Raw genomic sequence first — 18340 nt, 5'->3', positions numbered from 1 at the left:
GCTAAAGAAAAGGTTTCTCGTCAGCACACATTAAATGCTTTGTGGCTACCTCGCCACTCCGCCCAGAATTCTCCCTCATTACAGGAGAATGGCATGCACGATTTCACTTCCAAGGTCGCCATCGTCACCGGCGGCAGTTCCGGCATCGGCAAAGAGGTCGCGAAGCAGCTCTTCGCCGCTGGCGCATCCGTTGTGATCGGTGGCCGGGACGAGGCCAAACTGGAGGCCGCTGCCGCAGCGATCGACCCTTCCCGGGTAAGGGTCCGGACGGTTGCCGGTGATATCGCCGACCCCCTCACGGCCCAGACGCTCGTGGATGAAGCGACGCGCGCTTTCGGGGGCGTCGACGTCCTCGTCAACAACGCCGGTGTCTTCCGCCCGAAACCGTTTCTGCAGGTCGAACCGGGCGAGTACGACTGGTTCCTGGATACGATTCTGAAGGGCAAGTTCTTCATGGCACAGGCTGCCGCTCGGGCCATGATCCGTCGTGGGGGTGGCGCCATCGTGCAGATCGGTTCGCTTTGGGCCATCCAGGCCATCGGCGCGACGCCGTCGGCCGCGTACTCGGCAGCGAATGCGGGGGTGCATGCGTTGACCCGCAATCTCGCCATCGAACTGGCCTCGGAAAAAATCCGCATCAATACCGTGGCGCCCGCCGTCGTGGAAACGCCGGTCTACAACAGCTTCATGTCGGACGACGAAGTCGCTGCGACCCTGCCCGGCTTCAATGCTTTCCATCCACTCGGCCGTAACGGACAGCCACGCGATGTCGCCGAGGCCGTGCTCTTCCTCGCGTCCGACGCCGCGTCGTGGATCACCGGAACCGTACTTCCCGTCGATGGTGGCGTCACGGCGGGTCGACCGTGATCCACGCGTTCCCTTGCAAATCCTCATCTTAAGCGGGGTTTCCATAGGCTCAGCCTTTTGTCACGATAACTTCAATCAATTTCTGCAATCTCTGGCCTGCCCGTATAGTCGGCTCTATGCGTTCATAGGCAATGCCGGATTGCGACCCTTCGCGCCGGCCCACCCCAGGAGAAGCGCGAATGACGAACGAAGCGAAGTGCCCGTTCAATCACACCGCCGGCGGCGGTACGACGAACAAGGATTGGTGGCCCAAACAGCTACGCGTGGATCTGCTCAACCAGCACTCTTCCCGATCCAACCCGATGGACCCGGACTTCAACTACGCCGAGGCATTCAAGAAACTCGACCTGGCGGCAGTGAAGAAAGATCTCCTGGCCGTCATGACCGACTCGCAGGATTGGTGGCCTGCCGACTTCGGCCACTATGGTGGACTCTTCATTCGCATGGCCTGGCATAGCGCCGGCACCTATCGCATCGGCGATGGCCGTGGCGGCGGTGGCCGCGGTCAGCAGCGCTTCGCCCCGTTGAACAGCTGGCCCGATAACGTCAGCCTGGATAAGGCACGTCGCCTGATCTGGCCGGTCAAGCAGAAATACGGCCGCAGCATCTCCTGGGCCGATCTCATCATCCTCACCGGCAATGTCGCCCTGGAAAGCATGGGCTTCAAGACGTTCGGCTTCGCCGGCGGCCGCGAAGACACCTGGGAACCGGACCAGGACGTCTACTGGGGTACGGAAACGGAGTGGCTTGGCGGCGACCACCGCTACGGCAAAGGCAAGACCCAGGGCAACGAGCACGACGCCGGCGCGCACGAGGAAGGCGTGATCACGGCCGAGGCCGAGCTGCACGGTATCGAAGAGGATCGCACCGAAGACGGACGCCTCCTCGAGAACCCGCTGGCCGCGGTGCAGATGGGCCTGATCTACGTCAATCCGGAAGGTCCCGAAGGCAATCCCGATCCCATCGCATCGGCCATCGACATCCGCGAGACGTTCGGCCGCATGGCCATGAACGACGAGGAGACCGTGGCCCTGATCGCCGGCGGCCACACCTTCGGCAAGACGCATGGCGCGGGCGATGCCAAGCACGTGTTGAATGAGCCGGAGACCGGTGGTCTCGAAGACCAGGGCTTTGGCTGGAAGAACACGTACGGCAGCGGCAAGGGTGCCGACACGATCACCAGCGGCCTGGAAGTCACATGGACCCAGACCCCGACGAAGTGGAGCAACCAGTTCTTCGAGAACCTGTTCGGTCACGAATGGGAACTGACCAAGAGCCCGGCGGGTGCGAACCAGTGGGTCGCCAAGGACGCCAAGGACACCATTCCCGACGCCTACGATGCCTCGAAGCGACACCGCCCCACCATGCTCACAACGGATCTGGCGCTCCGCCTCGATCCCGCCTACGAAAAGATTTCACGGCGCTTCCTCGAGCATCCAGACCAGTTTGCCGACGCCTTCGCACGTGCCTGGTACAAGCTGACCCACCGTGACATGGGGCCGCGTGCGCGCTATCTCGGCCCGGAAGTACCGAAGGAAGAGCTCCTCTGGCAGGATCCCATTCCCGCCGTGGACCATGCACTGGTCGCCGACGGCGACGTTGCCTCACTCAAGGCGAAGATCCTGGCGTCAGGCCTCACCATTGCAGAGCTCGTCTCCACGGCATGGGCTTCGGCATCCACCTTCCGCGGGTCGGACAAACGCGGTGGCGCCAACGGTGCACGCATCCGCCTGGCGCCGCAGAAGGATTGGAAGGTCAATCAGCCCGCGCAGTTGTCGAAGGTCCTGGCGAAGCTGGAAAGCATCCGCTCCGAGTTCAGCACGGGGGGCAAGAAGATCTCCCTTGCCGACCTGATCGTGCTGGCCGGTAGCGCCGCCGTCGAGCAGGCGGCGAAAGATGGCGGGCAAGCGGTCGCGGTTCCCTTTGCTCCCGGCCGTACCGACGCCTCGCAGGAACAGACGGATGTCGAGTCGTTCGGTTCGCTCGAGCCGGTCGCCGATGGCTTCCGCAACTTCCTCAAGGGCAAGTACAGCGTGCCCGCCACGGCGTTGCTGATCGATAAGGCGCAGCTGTTGACGCTTACCGCGTCGGAGATGACCGTGCTCATCGGCGGCCTTCGTGTGCTCGGTGCGAACGTCGAAGGCGCCTCGCATGGCGTCTTCACCGATCGTCCTGGCAAGCTGACGAACGACTTCTTCCGCAACCTGCTCGACATGCGCACGGAGTGGAAGCAGACCTCGCGCGACACGTTCGAAGGTAGCGAGCGCGGCAAGGGCACCCGCAAGTGGACAGCCACGAGTGTCGACCTGGTCTTCGGTTCGCACGCCGTGCTGCGTGCCCACGCCGAGGTGTACGGTAGCGCGGATGCCAACGAGAAGTTCGTCAAGGACTTCGTCGCGGCATGGACGAAGGTGATGAATCTGGATCGTTACGATCTGAAGAAGTAACGACGCCGTAAGTTAGAAGCGCCCGCCCCGGTCTCGTACCCGGGCGGGCTTTTTTGTGGGAGCCGGCTATGCCGGCGATGGGGTACGGCGACCTGGCTATCGCCGCTGAAGCGGCTCCCACATGGCCTGTTCGACGCCTGGCAACCTTTCCACCGTCGGCAGGAACAAATGCTGCTCGCTTTCGACAAGCCATCCTGTCAACCCCGACGGATGGTACGTGGCGAATCATCAGAGGAATAACCGCATGCACGAATACATCACGATCACGTCGGACGCAGGCGACTTCGGAGCGTACGTTTCCTATCCCGAGGCAGAAAAGGCGCCGTCGGTGGTCGTGCTTCACGAAGTCTTCGGCGTCAACGAGGACGTTCGCCAGACCTGCGACGCCCTCGCCGCCCAGGGCTTCCTTGCCGTGGCACCGGACCTGTTCTGGCGTCAGCAGCCGGGCGTCGATCTGAGTGTCACGTCCGAGGCTGACTGGAAAGCCGGACTGGCGCTGTACATGGCCTACAACCGCGACGAAGGCGTAGCCGACGTGATCGCCACCATCGCGGCCGCCGGCAAACTCAAGGGCGCGACCGGCAAGGTTGCCGTGATGGGTTACTGCCTCGGCGGCCTGATGACCTTCCTGACCGCCGCACGAAGCAAGGTCGACGCTGCTGTCGCCTTTCACGGCGGCGACACGGAAAGCTATCTCAACGAGGCGGGTTCGATCACCGCGCCCTTCATCATGCATCTCGCCGAGGAAGACGAGTACATCTCGAAAACCGCGCAGGCGGATATCAAGAAGGCACTCGCCGGCAAACCCAACGTCACCATCTACAGCTACCCCGGCTGCAACCACGCGTTCTCGCGCCATGGCGGCGCTCACTACGACGCGGCCGCCGCCAAGCTGGCCAACGATCGGACCTGGGCCTTCCTGAAAGAAAAGCTCGCCTGAGGCAACCCCCGCGCTTCCCTGTAGGAGCCGATTCATCGGCGAACCCCAGATCGCCGACAAAATCGCCGACAAATCGGCTCCTACCGGACACGGATCAGACATCCATGGCCATCGTCGGCCGACCCTGCCTTGCGCGAAGCTGACGATACTGTAATCGCGGTTCCCCGCCGCACTCCGTATGATTCGACTCATACAACGCGGGAACCGTCATGCGTCTGCTTGTGATCGAAGATGAAAAGAAAGCCGGCGAGTACCTGAAGAAGGGCCTCGAAGAATCAGGCTTTACCGTGGACATCGCGTCCAACGGTGTCGACGGTCTGCACCTGGCCCTCGAGGAAGACTATGCACTGGTCGTGCTCGACGTGATGCTGCCGGGCATGGACGGTTGGGCGGTCCTCAAGAACCTTCGGGTCAAGAAAGATACCCCTGTCCTGTTCCTGACGGCCATCGACGAGATCGAGGAGCGGGTAAAGGGCCTTGAACTCGGCGGCGACGACTACCTGGTCAAGCCGTTCGCGTTTGTCGAGCTGTTGGCGCGCATACGCACCCTGCTCCGCCGCGGACCACCACGCGACATCGATCACATGCATATCGGTGACCTGGAGATCGATGCCGTGCGTCGGCGTGTCCGTCGTGGTGGGCAGCGCGTCGATCTCACCCCGCGAGAATTCTCGCTGTTGCAGCTGCTGGGTCGTCGCCGCGGCGAAGTGCTCAGTCGCACGCAGATCGCGTCCTACGTATGGGACATGAATTTCGACAGTGACACCAATGTCGTCGAAGTCGCCATTCGCCGGCTGCGCGCAAAGATCGACGACGGCCATGACGTGAAGTTGATCCATACGGTTCGCGGCATGGGTTACGTGCTCGACGTGGAAGCGGAGGACGGCTGATGCTTCGCCTGTCACTGAAAGCCCGCCTCACCGGCACCTTCGTGGTCATCACGGTGGTCTGCTTCACCGTGGTGGGCGTGCTGCTGATGAACGCGGTGTACCGGCGCATCTACCAGCAGGATGAGATCAACCTCGTGCTGTCCGCGCGGCACCTGCGCCGGTTCGTCGGCGAACTCGATTCGACGGACGATCTCGTCGCGCACCAGGCACGGCTGACCTGGAGCGTGCTCGGCGATACCGAGAACGCACTGCGCATCACGGACAAGGACGGTAAGGTTCTCGTCGACCACGACCTCTCCCACTTCACGGTGCAGGCACAGGCTGTCGCGCCGGCTGACCAGCGCCTTACAGTGACCGATATCCGCTCCTGGAACGACGGCGACGGGGAAATTCGTGGCGTATCCACCCTGGCGGCGCTGAAGGACGGGAGCATGGTTACGGTGACGGTGGCCCGTTCCATGGCGGACCGGTCCGTCCTGCTCCTGCGTTACCGGTGGGACACCGTGATAGCCCTCTTGCTGGGCACACTGGCAGCCACCGTACTCAGTTACCTGCTGATCCACCGCGCCCTGCGTCCGCTACGCGCCATGACAGCGAGCGCCTCGTCGGTCACCGCACACCGCCTGAGTACGCGGCTTTCCGCGGAGAACACCCCGGCGGAGCTACATGCGCTGGCACACGCGCTCAATGACATGCTCACGCGCCTGGAGGAAGGCTTCGACCGCCTCTGGCAGTTCACGGTGGACCTCGCGCATGACCTGCGCACACCGGTCGCCATCCTCCGTGGCAGCAACGAAGTCGCGCTGAGCCGTCCGCGCAGCGTGGCCGAGTATCAATCGCTTCTCGGTTCGAATATCGAGGAGTGCGACCGGGTAAGCCAGCGCATCGAGAGCATGCTATTCATCGCACGTGCCGAGAATCCCCAGTTCGCCTTGCAGCGTCTCGTTATCGACACCAACGAAGAACTGCATCTGCTTGCCGACTATTACGAAGGCATCGCCTCGGACGCCGGCGTCGTGGTTCGGATCGATGCGCACGCCACCGTCTACGCCGACCGTGACCTCTTCCGTCGCGCTGTGAGCAACCTGCTATCGAACGCCCTTCGTTACACGCCGTCCGGTGCGACACTTTCGCTGATCGCGACGACGACCGAGACCGGCGTGAGCGTATCGGTGGAGAATCCGGGGCCGGGCATCGCGCCCGATCATCTCGAAAAGGTTTTCGACCGCTTCTACCGCGTGGATCGGTCGCGCACCGACTCCAACATGTCTACCGGCCTGGGGCTGTCGATCGTCAAGAGCATCATGGATCTGCATGGCGGCGATGTGCTGGCAACGAGTGAACTCGAAGGCCTCACCCGGTTCACGCTGCGCTTTCCCCGGGTCACGATCCCCGACTAGCCAGCCATGCACGCACGCCATCGAGCGACCTGAATTCGTCGACACTGCGCGCGGCAACACCGGGGTACGTGGCGGAGACCATGTCGGCGAGTGCCCTGCCCGGACCGAGTTCCAGGAACACGTCGGCGCCCGCTTCGACGCATGCATCCAGGCAAGCCTTCCATTGCACCGGCTGCGAGATTTGCCGTGCCAGCTTGTCCAGCCCTTGCGAGACCTCGAGCACCGGTGCCCCGTCGATGCCGCTGAACAGGCGCGTGCCGTAGGACACCGTGCGGCCCACGGCGACGCTGGCCAGTCGCTGCCGAAAGCTTGCGCTGGCTTCCGTCATGAAGCGGGTATGGGAGGCGATGCCAACCCTCACCGGCACCACGCGCGACGCGCCCTTCTGCCGCGCGTCTGCCGCGATAGCGTCGAGCGCCGACGCAAGGCCCGCCAGCACATAGGCGTCACCCGGATTGACGATGGCAAGGGCAGCCTCGCGTTGGTCAACCAGGGCGTCCACGACGGACCGGTCGAGCCCGCGCACGAACAGCATGCCCTGCTCGCCCTCACGCGCCCGGTCCATGGCGTCGGCGCGGGCGCCGATGAGCTCGAGGACTTCGTTGGACGTCAACAGGCCAGCTACACCCCACGCCGCCACTTCGCCAACGCTGTAACCGGCGATGCAACGTTCCGGAGGAAGGTCACGCGCTAACGCTGCCGCGACCGTCAACGTCTGGATCGCGCATAGCCGCTGCGCGTGACGGTTCTCGCGAAAGGCTTCCTCGCTGGCCGTCTTCACCCAGCGACGAGGGTCTTCTCCAAACAAGGTCGCGCCCATCGCGAAGATATCCAACGCTTCGGCTGCGTCTTTCGTCAGCTCGAACATCCCGGCATGCTGACCGCCCTGTCCCGAGCAAAGTAGGGCTATACGCATAGAAGCTCTCTTAGTCGCATAGCCCTGCCCCGTCGAGGTCCGCCGCGAAGAGGGTCATCGCGAGCAGGTCCGCGGCACCGCCGGGGCTGAGGTTCCGGTCGACGAAAGCGTGATGAATCTCCTCGGCACGGGCACGCCAGTCGTCCTGGCCAATCCCGCCCCGATCGAGAAAGGATGCCGCTTGCTCACGGGCGAACCGCAGCCCTTCGCTGCCACCGCGATGCAGCAGGTTCGTATCTTCGAGCGCGGCAATCAGGACGAAACAGACCTGCACCCTCGCAGCCTCGTCGTCGCCCTGCGCCAGGATGCTTGCCGCGACCCATGCGGGCATGGCGATATCGTAGACGGTCGGAAAGCCCATCGCCGCTTCCCGCCTTGCGCCGCCGGCCCCATAGCGGCGCCCGACCACTTCGCCGTGGCTGGACGACAGGCGCGGACCGCCCAGGATGTCGTGACCCCAACGCAACACAACGCTGTCACCCAGCGATAGCCCAGCCGCCACATGGCCGGCCGCACGCAGTCCCGCGGCCGCACACAGCAAGCCCATGCCGAAGATGGCGCCGCGGTGCGTGTTGACGCCGCCGGTGGCACAAAGCATCGCCACTTCCGCACGGAGGCCGATCTTCCGCAGCGCCGGCATATCTTCGTTCCGGATACCCGCTTCGACGAGTTCGGCAAGGAAGGGTGCGATCGCCGCTGCGCTGCGATTGAACGTCGCGGCGTCCATGTCCGAATGACTGCCCGTGTCCACGTGACTGACGAGCCCGGGCTTGGGCCAGGTGTGAACCTCCTGACAAAGCGCTCGTCGGGCTTGCTCGGCGACCCGCGTGGCTAATGAGGCGGCGGGGAGGCTTGTCGTCGCAGGAACCATGGACAGATTGGGCTGGGTGCTCATGCGAAGGCTAAGAGGAAAGCATGTTGCGTGACAAGCACGACGTCGTTCGCTGTCTTCAAGGCGATCTCGCCACCGGCATGTAGCTCTCGCCAATTGGCACCCGCGCCATCCGCGCGCAGTACTTCGCCGTCGATGCGCACGGGAGCGCGCGCATCGAGCGCGGCGAGTTCGTCAAGGAAACCGCCGATGCGATGGCGGCGAGGCACCGTCCATGTGAGGTCCACGTCGGACCCCGGCGCAACGTAGTTCAAGCCGGTCAGCCATTGCCATGCGAGGCTGCCGAACACGCGGGCGTCCACGTCGTACCGAAGGGCAAGCGCGATCAGTTCGCGCAGACAGGGCTTCCAGGCGTCCGGCGCCGTGCCGAGCACATCGGGCAAGGCGGGCAACGGCATGAGCGCCGCGATGTCGTCGACGTTGATTTGCAGCGCGATACGGCGCTTGCCCGCCCACGGGGGCAAGGGCAATCCCAAGGGGATCCCTTCGCCTTCTCCCGGAAGCGGCCGCCGCACGACGAGTGGCCAAGCGTTCCGAGCCCATTCCCGCAGCAGGGGCTCGTCGGCGAGATCGGCCCGCACGCTCAACAGGCGGTCCCAGGCAGCGGGAACGACCGTGACGAGTTGATGCCGCCTCAGCGGCGTATCAAACGGATGCGAGGGCGAGTTCACGAACGCGCTCCGCAATATCGGCCGCCTTGGGACGTCCTTGCCGCTGCTTACCGAGCTGGTCACGGGTGTCCGCCTGTAGGCCGGTGCCCGCGACTGTGGTCAGTACCGCCTCGAGTTGGTCGGCCAACGAGCGCGTCGGATCCAGCACCGCTGCCACGCCGCCGGTCTGCGCGAGGTTATCCAGCCCCGGTGCGAAGACCGGCGTCGATTTCGCCTTCTCCTGCAGGACCTCGATCGGCAGCTTGGTCACGCGCGACATCGAAGGCAGGTCCATGACGGCCGGTTCGGCACCGGGCAGCGCCAGCAGCACGCGCGTTGCCAGGGCTGTTGCGATGAAGGCGCCCGCCGCGGTGTGACCGTAGAGCAAACCGATCGTCGGATGGCCGTGTGCATCCGCGTGGATGAGACACTTCGCCAGGTGCGCCAGGTACTCGCTGAGGCCGAGCATCTCGTCGCGCTTGCTCATGCGCTGGCTGTCGCTGTCGACGAGAACCAGGATCGGATCGTTGCTCCCGCTCGTGGTCACGTCCAGCACGTGACGCGCGAGTCGTGCCGCTTCGTCGATGCCGACCGGCAAGCGCCCGTCCACGCCGATCACGGCCAGTTGGCTACCCGAGGGTAGCGTCCCCCGGCCGGAGGCAAGACCGCCCTGGACAATCACCTCATGCCCGCCGGGAAACAGCGAGGCGAGGATGTCAGCGAGCAACATGACGTGTCTCCTTCAGCCCGTCGGCAAGGGCCACAAAGTCTTCGAAAGCCATTCCCGGAAGGGATTGCGGATCCGCTGCGCCCATGGACCGCCAGATGTCGATCGCATCCGCACAGGCGCCGAAGCGCTCGATGCGCTGCTCGAGACGCACTTGCTCGGCCTGGAGTGTGTCCAGGTCCAGCGCAGCGGCATGTTCGATGACATAGCGTGCCGCGTCGCGAAAGCTGGCCACGGTGTCGTCGGCGAAGACGTCGGCGCCACCGATCAGGTAACGCTGCTTACCACCCATGGTGCGCCAGACCAGCGCGCGGTCCTTCGAGTCGAATTCCTCGACGCCACGGTTGGTCTCGATGACCTCGGGTCCCGACACGCTGATACGCCCCTGCTCGGAGACGGCGAGCGCGGAGCAGCTGCCCGCGGTGAGACCACCGCCGCCGTAGCAGCCAGCACGCCCACCGACCAGGCCGACCACCGGCACGCCGGCAAGACGCGCTTCCACCACGGCGCGCATGATCTCGGCGATAGCCAGCTCACCGGCATTGGCTTCCTGGAGTCGCACTCCGCCGGTATCGAACAGGATCACGACAGGGATGGAACCGACGTCGCGAGCCGCGCGAAGCAGCCCTGTCAACTTGGCACCATGTACCTCACCGAACGCGCCCCCCATGAAGCGACCTTCCTGCGCGGCGATAAACACCGGCTTCCCATCGAGCAAACCGCGCCCGACGATCATGCCGTCGTCGAACTGTTCGGGCAGGTCGAACAGCGACAGGTGCGGACTCGTCTCGCGCTGCTCCGGGCCGATGAATTCGACGAAGCTGTCCTGGTCGAGCATCTCCTTGACGCGCTGGCGGGCACTCGCCTCGAACCAGCTTGGGCTGCTCATGAGCGCTCTCCCTCGATGGCACGCACGGCCTGGGCGAGGCGCAAGGCAACCATGTCGGGACGTGCGCCGCCATCGTTGATCGAGAGCTTCAGGCCACCCGGCGAACTGCGGCCGACGAAATCCACGACCACGGCGCTCCAGACATCGCCGAAGCCCTCGACGGGAGTGCGAATCTCTACCTCGCATTCGCCATCGGGGAGGCCGCGCTCGACCAGGACTTCGAGGTTCCCGGACGCGACGACGCCAACGATTGCCTGGTCACGCGTGCCTTTTGCACGAAGCGCGGCGACGTGTCGATACGTAAGTTTTTCCATGATTCTCTCCTCACCAGTTTCTGAACCGGGACGGCGGCGCGTACAGGCCACCGGACCAGCGCACGAGATCTTTGATGGAGCTGGCGGCCAGCATCCGGCGATCGGCATCCAGTGGATCGATGCCAAGGTCTTCAGGGCGACGAATGACACCGCGCTCGCGTAGACGTTGCACCATCTTCGCGTCCCTGGCCCGACCGATGGCCGTGTACCCAGCGACGCCACGAATGGCTTGCTCGCGCTCGTCGTTGTCGCGGCAGAGCAGCAGGTTGGCGATGCCCTCCTCGGTCACGATGTGGGTCACGTCGTCGCCGTAGACCATCACCGGCGCGAGATCCAGGTCGAGCTTGCGGGCGAGTTCGATGGCGTCGAGATGCTCCACGAACAGGGGAACGTTCTTGTCGCCGAAGGTCTCGCCGATCTGCACGACCAGCTTGCGACCGCGGCGCATCAGGGCCGGGCTATCCGGATCGGCTTCCTTGCCGGCGCGCAGCCAGGGCTCACTCGGGTGACGACGTCCGCGGGCATCGCTGCCCATGTTCGGGGCGCCGCCGAAGCCGGCCACCCGGTCGGTCGTCACGGTGGACGAATTGCCCTGGAGGTCGATCTGCAGGGTCGAGCCGATGAACATGTCGCAGGCATACAGGCCGGCCACCTGTGAGAACGCGCGATTGGACCGCAGCGATCCATCGGGGCCCGTGAAATAGACGTCCGAACGGGCACGAATGTAATCGTCCATGCCCACTTCGGAGCCAAAGCTGTGGATCTGCTTGACCCAGCCCGATTCGATGGCAGGAATCAACGTGGGATGGGGATTGAGCGCCCAATAGCTTGCCACCTTTCCCTTGAGACCAAGGCGCTCGCCATAGGTCGGCAGCAAGAGTTCGATGGCTGCCGTGTTGAACCCGATGCCGTGATTCAGGCGTTGTACGCCGTACGGCGCATAGATGCCCTTGATCGCCAGCATGGCGGTAAGGATCTGCGTCTCCGTAATGGCGGCAGGATCCCGCGTGAAGAGCGGTTCGACGTAGAACGGCTTGTCGCTTTCGATGACGTAGTTCACCCAGTCACTGGGAATATCGATGCGAGGCAGTTTATCGACCACCTCGTTCACCTGGGCGATGACAATGCCGTCCTTGAACGCGGTGGCCTCGACAATGGCCGGCGTATCTTCGGTATTCGGCCCGGTATACAGGTTGCCTTCGCGATCCGCGCTCACCGCAGCGATCAACGCCACCTGCGGTGTCAGGTCGATGAAGTAGCGGGCGAACAGCTCGAGGTAGGTATGCACCGCGCCCAGCTCGATCTTGCCGCCGAACAGCAGCCTGGCGATGCGCTGCGACTGTGGACCCGAGAACGCGTAGTCCAGCCGCCTGGCAATCCCACGTTCGAAGATATCCAGGTGTTCCGGCAGCACGACACCTGACTGGACCATATGCAGGTCGTGCAGCTTGCCGCTGTCCGCGGCGGCAAGTGCCGCCGCCAGCATATCGGCCTGCTTCTGGTTGTCGCCTTCGATGCACACGCGGTCACCCGGCTGGATGACTGCTTCCAGCAGAGCTGTCGCGTCCTTCCTTGCAACGTGCTTGCCCTTGGCATATCTGGCACCGGCCTGCAGTCTCGATGCTCGTGCGATTCTTCCGCTATCCCAGACCGTCATGGTTCTCTCCGGAGACGTTCGATCGCTTACGGAATGGCGTTACGTGCTGCGTCCTCGATCAACGCGGCGACTTCCTTGGGGTGCGATTCGTACACGGAGTGGCTCGCACCCTGGACCTCGATAGTGTGGGCGTGTGCGCGCTTGGCGTACATCCGCTCCAGGTCCGGATTGATGATGCGATCGGCCGTGGCCACCGCATACCAGGTGGGCTTGGTCTTCCAGGCCGGCTGGCCGGCGGGCACCGTGAACACTTCGGCCGCCGTGAGCTCCTGCGCCTGGGCCTCGAATTCCGCCTGGGGCTTGGGCAGGTCGGCGGCGAAGTCGGCGGGATAGAACGCCGGATCGAGATAGGTGAACCCGTCGGCCGTCTTCTTCACCGCCTTGGTCTTGTTCGGGTAAAGCTTGCCGTTGGCGACTTCGGTCTCGCCCTGGTCCAGCGCGTGCGCAGCGATGTAAACCAGCCCAACGACCTTGGGATCGTTGCCGACGTCGGTCACGATCGCGCCACCGTAGCTATGGCCGACGAGGATGGTCGGGCCTTCCTGCATGTCGACGATGCGCTTTACGGCGGTCACGTCGTCGTTGAACGAGGTAAGGGGGTGCTCGGCGATGGAGACGTGGTAACCGTCTTTGGCGAGGATCTCGTAGACGGGCTTCCAACCACTGCCGTTTACCCACGCGCCATGGACCAGCACGATGTTCTTCACCGGCGTGGCGGCGGCCGCGGGGTCGCTCATGATCGCGGCGCCCAGCAGAAGGCCGGCAGAGAGAAGAAAACCCTTCGTCGTCTTGTTCATCATCGTCGTGCTCTCGGAATGCGGTGCGATTCGACCGTGGAATCATGCTGCGCCCGCGGGGGTTACCGAAGACTGGCCCCCGGATGACAAACTCGTAAGCATTCCGTCGGAGCGTCCAAGCGACGGGCATTGGCTTCAAATTCACCATACGCCCGAGTACGCTGTCCTCATCGCCTCTCCCTGTGAGCCAGCATGTCCGAAGCTTCCGTCGATCCGCTGTTCCAGCCGTTCACCATCAAGGGCGTCCAACTCAAGAACCGTATCGTGATGGCCCCCATGACCCGGCTCTTTACAGCGAAGGGCGTGCCCGGCGAAGCCAACGCGGCCTACTACCGCCGACGCGCGGAAGCCGACGTGGGCCTGATCATTTCCGAGGGTACGGTCGTCGATCGCCCTGCTTCACGTAATGAACAGAACATCCCTTCGTTCTACGGGGATGCAGCGCTCGATGGCTGGCGTAGCGTCATCGACGGGGTCCATGCGGCCGGTGGGAAGATGGGCCCGCAGATCTGGCATACCGGCGCCACGCGTGGCAGGTATGGCTGGGCGCCTGGTTCGCCAACGGAAAGTCCCTCCGGCCTGAACGGTCCCGGCGATGCGAACGGCAAGGCCATGACCGACGAAGATATCGCCGACACGGTCACGGCGTTTGCCAACGCCGCTGCGCATGCGAAAGCGCTTGGCTTCGACGTGGTCGAGCTGCACGGCGCCCACGGTTACCTCATCGACCAATTCTTCTGGAGTGGTTCGAATGCGCGCACCGACCGGTACGGCGGCGCCACGCTCGCCGAGCGTTCACGTTTTGCCAGCGAGGTCGTGGCAGCGGTTCGCGCCGCGATCGGCCCGGACATGCCGTTGCTACTGCGAGTCAGCCAGTGGAAGCAGCAGGACTATCACGCGCGGCTGGCACACACGCCTGCCGAAATGCAGGCCTGGCTTTCGCCGCTGGTCGCCGCTGGCGTGGACGTGCTCCATTGCTCGCAGCGGCGGTTCTGGGAGCCCGAGTTTGCCGACGTCGATGGCCCCGAGGGTCTCAACTTCGCGGGTTGGGCAAAGAAGCTGACCGGCGCCGCGACGATCGCGGTGGGATCCGTTGGCCTCTCCGGCGACTTCCTCAAGGCATTCGCCGGCGAGAGCTCGTCACCGGTCGGGCTCGACCAGCTGATGGCGCGCCTGGAGCGCAACGAATTCGATCTGGTCGCTGTCGGTCGTGCGCTGCTCAACGATCCGGACTGGGTATCGAAGGTTCGTACCGGCGACGCGGCCGGCATGAAACCCTTCAGCCCGGCCGCGATGTCCGAGCTGCTCTGACGCGTCAGGCCAGCGTCGTCAGCTCGACGGGCAGTACCGTGTCGCCGCTGATGATCTGGGCCTGGCCGTCCTGGACCATGAACTGGATCTGCATCGTTCGCTGCGTGAGGGCAGCGAGCGCTTCGACCGTGGCCGGCGCGATGTCGATCACCGAAACGTTCTTCGTGCGAGCCACGGCGGCCGCGGTCTTCTTCCACCAGACTTCGGCGCTGCGTCCGCTATACGTGTAGACGATGACGCGGTTGGCGCGGCCCGCTGCACGGCGGATGCGCTGTTCATCGGGCTGGCCGACCTCGATCCACAGGTCCACCTCGCCAGTGAGTTCCTTGCGCCACAGATCCGGCTCGTCCTCGGAGCTGATGCCCTTGCCGAAGGCCAGTGAGTCATCCGCGTTCAGGGCGAATGCCAGCACCCGGACCATCATCCGCTCGTCGGTTTCCGACGGGTGCTGGGCGATGGTGAGGGGGTGCGCCTGGTAATAGTGCCGGTCCATGTCGCTGACCTGCAGATCGGCCTTGAAGACCGTGGATTTGAGTGCCATGGGGCGATTCTACAGGACTCCGTCCCCTTCCCCTTGGCCACGGCCCGCGGGATGATCGGGCCAGGGGTTCCAAAGGGGGGGTGGGTCGCATGTCGCATCAGGATCAACAGGTCGAACGGCTCACGTTCTTCTCGGACGCCGTTTTCGCCATCGCCATGACCTTGCTGGTCATCGACATCAAGGTGCCGGAGCCGGCCGTGAGCACGGACGAGGCCTGGGTGCAGGCACTGGCCAACCTCATTCCCCACTTTGTCGGCTTCGTCCTGACCTTCTACGTCGTCGGGGCCCTCTGGGCGGCGCATCACCGCACCTTCGGCCGACTCCGCCACTACGATCCGGCCATCGTCTGGCCAAACCTGACCTTGCTCATGCTGGTTGCCTTCATCCCGTTCCCGACGGCGTTGATGAGCACCCACTTCACCGACCGCGTGCCCCAGATGTTCTACGCCTTCACCCTGCTGGTAGCGGGCCTGTGCCAGTACCGCTTGGTCAAACGCACGCTCCGGCCGCCGTATCTGTACGACGATGTCACCACGGACGATGTCGCTGTCGCGATCCGCCGCAGCCTGGGCATGCCGTGCATGGCGGCCCTGGCGATCGTCATCGCCATCTGGTGGCCCGGCTTGAGTAATCTGCCGCTCATGGTGACGCCGTTCTTCGTCATGCTATTGGCACGCATGAAGAAGGCGCCCGCGATCGTGGTGCCCCAGGATCAGCCCTGAGGCGTCACCCCGTGCCGCGAATGGCGGCCAGCAAGGCGTCGCGACCAAACGGCTTCTGCAGCTGCACGGCGATGCCGGTGGAAACCGCCGGCAGCTCGGCATAACCGCTCGCCAGCACCACGCGCAGGCCCGGGCGGCGGTTAGCAAGCTCGGCAGCCAATTCGGATCCGGTCATGCCGGGCATCGCGTGATCCGTCACCACGGCAACGAGTTCGTCGAGCGTTTCCAGCCGTCGAAGTGCTTCATGGCCCGAGGAAGCTCCACGCGCATCGTATCCCGCGTAGTTGAGCATCTCGACGGCCGTGGACAACACGAGCGGGTCGTCGTCGACGACCAGAATCACAGGCAACGGCCCCTGTTCTTCCGCAATGTGCCGGATCGCGCGCTGGGGAACGACAGGGGCGACTTCCTGGAGAGCGCCAGGCACCGACGGCGCGACCGGGAGATAGATCGTGACGGTCGTGCCGGTGCTCTCGCCGCTCTCCAGTTGCAACGCACCACCCAATTGCTGGGCGATCCCGTGAACCATGGACAGGCCCAGGCCGGTGCCTTTGCCAACGCCCTTGGTCGTAAAAAAAGGCTCCGTCGCCCGCGCAAGCGTCGCGGCATCCATGCCGCTGCCGGTGTCGGCGATCGAGAGCTTCACATACCTGCCGGACGGAATAGCAAGGGTCTGCGAGTGGATAACCTCGTCAGTCACGGCACGAATGGTGATCACGCCACCCTCGGCCATCGCGTCACGCGCGTTGACGCAGAGGTTGAGGACGCAGAGCTCCAGCTGGTTGATGTCACCCATCACCTCGGGCAGTGACAGCGGAAAGCGGACTTCGATCGCGATCGACGGACCCAGCGAGGTTCGAAGGAGATCCGACATGCCCGATATCAGCGTGACCACGTTGACCGGTTCGACGTGCAGCTGCTGCCGGCGCGCAAAGGCGAGCATGCGCTGCGTCAGGGTCACGCCACGCCGCACACCGGTCAATGCGTTGCCCACGAGGCGATTGAGCCGCTCGGGCAGTTCGGCGTGGTCACGCATCAATTCCAGATTGCCCTGCACCGCCATCAGCAGGTTGTTGAAGTCGTGCGCGACACCCCCCGTGAGCTGGCCGACTGCCTCGAGCTTCTGCGACTGGAACAACGCTTCACGGGCTTCTTCCAGTGCAAGGGCAGCCGCACGCCGTTCGGTAACGTCGCGCGTGACCTTCGCAAATCCGATCAGCTCGCCGGCGTCGTCCGTAATACGGTCGATGACCACGTGCGCCCAGAAGCGGCTGCCGTCCTTGCGCTGTCGCCAGCCCTCGGTTTCGATGCGCCCCTCGCGTACCACGGCGGCCAGGTTCGTCATCGGTTCACCGCGGGCAACATCTTCGCGGGTGAAGAAGGCCGAATAGTGACGTCCTATGACCTCGTCGGGCGTGTATCCCTTGATGCGCTCGGCACCGGAATTCCAGCTCGTCACGTGTCCGCCCGGATCCAGCATGTAGATGGCGTAGTCGGCCACGCCCTGAACCAGCACACGAAACTGCTCCTGGCTCCTCCGCAGTTCTTCCTCGACGCGCTTGCGTTCCGTGCGGTCGCGCATCACCACGCCGAAGCCGAGCGGCCGGTCGTCATCGCGCACCGGGTCAACCAGGATCTGCGCCCAGAACCGCGAGCCGTCCTTGCGAACCAGCCAACCGTCGAGTTCGCTACGTCCTTCGCTTAGTGCCACCTTCAGCAAGGTGTCGGCCACTCCCGCCGCGCTGTCGTCGCCAGAGAAGAGCAAGGAGAACGGTGCGCCGACCATGTCATCGGCGGTATATCCGGTCGCATGGAAGGCGCCGGCATTCCACGTGGCCACGGTGCCCCCCGGCTGAAGCCAGAAGATCGCGTAGTCAGAGATGCCTTCGACCAGACGACGGTAAGCGGAATCGTCCATGGTCACGGAAGAGGTGGGGGTATGCATGGTGCGAAGGTACTGCCTCTCGTCTGGCGCCCCGTGAAGGCGCCTTCACATGATGGGTGATCGCCGGTCAGTCTTCCTCGGCATCGACCGGAGCGACATCCATACCGTCGTACGCACCCAGTTCGTGTTCGGCGGCAAACCGGTACAAGGCGTCGTTGCGCTGGTCGAGACTGTCCGGCGTATGCACTTCGATTTTCTCGACGTGGAGCATCCACAGGTCCGCGACGGCTGGCTCGTCCTTGTCGGCCAGGAAGACGTCGACGAAGCGGTAGCCGTCCTGTTCGAGGGCGGGCACGACGGCACGAAGTTTTTCAGCCGAGGCGTCGGTGAAGAAGAAACCCCAGATCAGCGGTGCGGACAGGTCCCAGTCGGTGTTGTCGGCGATCTGTTCGAACATCAACTCAAGCTGTTTTTTCTCGATCACGGCGGCATTTC

Annotated in this window: 18 protein-coding genes; 7 read left to right on the top strand and 11 right to left on the bottom strand. The window is 64.2% G+C overall.

Annotated elements, in window-relative coordinates:
- Positions 1–93 precede the first annotated feature (93 nt).
- The 5 genes from HB634_RS02290 (at position 94) to HB634_RS02270 (ending at position 6544) form a co-directional block, all read left to right on the top strand.
- Positions 94–867: an SDR family NAD(P)-dependent oxidoreductase gene (locus HB634_RS02290; protein WP_213947360.1), complete on the top strand. Its 774-nt coding sequence runs from the start codon at positions 94–96 to the stop codon at positions 865–867.
- A 179-nt stretch (positions 868–1046) separates the two neighbouring features.
- Positions 1047–3314, top strand: a complete 2268-nt coding sequence (katG, locus tag HB634_RS02285; protein ID WP_213947359.1) for a catalase/peroxidase HPI — start codon at positions 1047–1049, stop codon at positions 3312–3314.
- A gap of 244 nt (positions 3315–3558) precedes the next feature.
- Positions 3559–4254 (top strand): dienelactone hydrolase family protein, encoded by a 696-nt coding sequence (locus HB634_RS02280; protein ID WP_213947358.1) that lies wholly within the window; start codon positions 3559–3561, stop codon positions 4252–4254.
- Positions 4255–4463: 209 nt separating this feature from the next.
- Positions 4464–5144 (top strand): heavy metal response regulator transcription factor, encoded by a 681-nt coding sequence (locus HB634_RS02275; RefSeq protein ID WP_063572099.1) that lies wholly within the window; start codon positions 4464–4466, stop codon positions 5142–5144.
- Entirely contained in the window at positions 5144–6544 is a 1401-nt protein-coding gene (locus HB634_RS02270; RefSeq protein ID WP_063572100.1) for a heavy metal sensor histidine kinase, read from the top strand. Before HB634_RS02275 ends, HB634_RS02270 begins: the two co-directional genes overlap by 1 nt.
- Here HB634_RS02270 and HB634_RS02265 read toward each other — a convergent pair.
- From HB634_RS02265 to HB634_RS02230, 8 genes are read right to left on the bottom strand one after another with little or no spacing between them, the layout of a single operon-like run.
- Positions 6528–7460, bottom strand: coding sequence for a malonate decarboxylase subunit epsilon (locus HB634_RS02265; RefSeq protein ID WP_213947357.1), 933 nt, complete (start codon positions 7458–7460; stop codon positions 6528–6530). The genes HB634_RS02270 and HB634_RS02265 overlap by 17 nt on opposite strands.
- A 10-nt stretch (positions 7461–7470) precedes the next feature.
- Positions 7471–8331 carry a triphosphoribosyl-dephospho-CoA synthase MdcB gene (mdcB, locus tag HB634_RS02260; RefSeq protein WP_213947727.1) on the bottom strand — a complete coding sequence of 287 codons (861 nt, stop codon included), beginning with the start codon at positions 8329–8331 and terminating at the stop codon, positions 7471–7473.
- A gap of 20 nt (positions 8332–8351) precedes the next feature.
- The gene (gene mdcG / locus HB634_RS02255) at positions 8352–9023 is read right to left on the bottom strand and encodes a malonate decarboxylase holo-[acyl-carrier-protein] synthase (RefSeq protein WP_213947356.1); all 672 of its coding nucleotides are present in this window, start codon (positions 9021–9023) and stop codon (positions 8352–8354) included.
- Positions 8998–9732 carry a biotin-independent malonate decarboxylase subunit gamma gene (gene mdcE / locus HB634_RS02250; RefSeq protein WP_213947355.1) on the bottom strand — a complete coding sequence of 245 codons (735 nt, stop codon included), beginning with the start codon at positions 9730–9732 and terminating at the stop codon, positions 8998–9000. The genes mdcG and mdcE overlap by 26 nt, the downstream gene beginning before the upstream one ends.
- Positions 9719–10618 carry a biotin-independent malonate decarboxylase subunit beta gene (locus HB634_RS02245; protein WP_213947354.1) on the bottom strand — a complete coding sequence of 300 codons (900 nt, stop codon included), beginning with the start codon at positions 10616–10618 and terminating at the stop codon, positions 9719–9721. Before HB634_RS02245 ends, mdcE begins: the two co-directional genes overlap by 14 nt.
- Positions 10615–10932, bottom strand: a complete 318-nt coding sequence (gene mdcC / locus HB634_RS02240) for a malonate decarboxylase acyl carrier protein (RefSeq protein WP_213947353.1) — start codon at positions 10930–10932, stop codon at positions 10615–10617. The genes HB634_RS02245 and mdcC overlap by 4 nt, the downstream gene beginning before the upstream one ends.
- Before the next feature lie 10 nt (positions 10933–10942).
- Positions 10943–12589, bottom strand: a complete 1647-nt coding sequence (mdcA, locus tag HB634_RS02235; RefSeq protein ID WP_213947352.1) for a malonate decarboxylase subunit alpha — start codon at positions 12587–12589, stop codon at positions 10943–10945.
- Between the two features lie 26 nt (positions 12590–12615).
- Positions 12616–13389, bottom strand: a complete 774-nt coding sequence (locus HB634_RS02230; protein WP_213947351.1) for an alpha/beta hydrolase — start codon at positions 13387–13389, stop codon at positions 12616–12618.
- A gap of 189 nt (positions 13390–13578) precedes the next feature.
- Here HB634_RS02230 and HB634_RS02225 point away from each other — a divergent pair, with 189 nt between their 5' ends.
- On the top strand, positions 13579–14697 hold the full coding sequence (locus tag HB634_RS02225; protein WP_213947350.1) for an NADH:flavin oxidoreductase: 1119 nt from the start codon (positions 13579–13581) through the stop codon (positions 14695–14697).
- A gap of 4 nt (positions 14698–14701) precedes the next feature.
- On the opposite strand, the gene HB634_RS02220 is transcribed toward HB634_RS02225, so the two are convergent.
- Positions 14702–15238: a YaeQ family protein gene (locus tag HB634_RS02220; RefSeq protein ID WP_213947349.1), complete on the bottom strand. Its 537-nt coding sequence runs from the start codon at positions 15236–15238 to the stop codon at positions 14702–14704.
- 89 nt (positions 15239–15327) lie between these two features.
- On the opposite strand from HB634_RS02220, the gene HB634_RS02215 reads away from it, so the two are divergent.
- The gene (locus HB634_RS02215) at positions 15328–15960 is read left to right on the top strand and encodes a TMEM175 family protein (protein ID WP_063571448.1); all 633 of its coding nucleotides are present in this window, start codon (positions 15328–15330) and stop codon (positions 15958–15960) included.
- A gap of 4 nt (positions 15961–15964) precedes the next feature.
- On the opposite strand, the gene HB634_RS02210 is transcribed toward HB634_RS02215, so the two are convergent.
- Together HB634_RS02210 and HB634_RS02205 are read right to left on the bottom strand one after the other, a co-directional pair.
- Positions 15965–17905 carry a PAS domain-containing sensor histidine kinase gene (locus tag HB634_RS02210; RefSeq protein WP_213947348.1) on the bottom strand — a complete coding sequence of 647 codons (1941 nt, stop codon included), beginning with the start codon at positions 17903–17905 and terminating at the stop codon, positions 15965–15967.
- Between the two features lie 67 nt (positions 17906–17972).
- Positions 17973–18329, bottom strand: a complete 357-nt coding sequence (locus HB634_RS02205) for a ribonuclease E inhibitor RraB (protein WP_213947347.1) — start codon at positions 18327–18329, stop codon at positions 17973–17975.
- Positions 18330–18340: the final 11 nt, after the last annotated feature.

This window comes from Luteibacter sp. dw_328 (genome assembly GCF_018449605.1).
In the GTDB taxonomy this organism is placed as follows: Bacteria; Pseudomonadota; Gammaproteobacteria; order Xanthomonadales; family Rhodanobacteraceae; genus Luteibacter.
The sequence above is the reverse complement of the archived record's forward strand: the minus strand, read 5'-3'. Positions and strand labels throughout refer to the sequence as shown.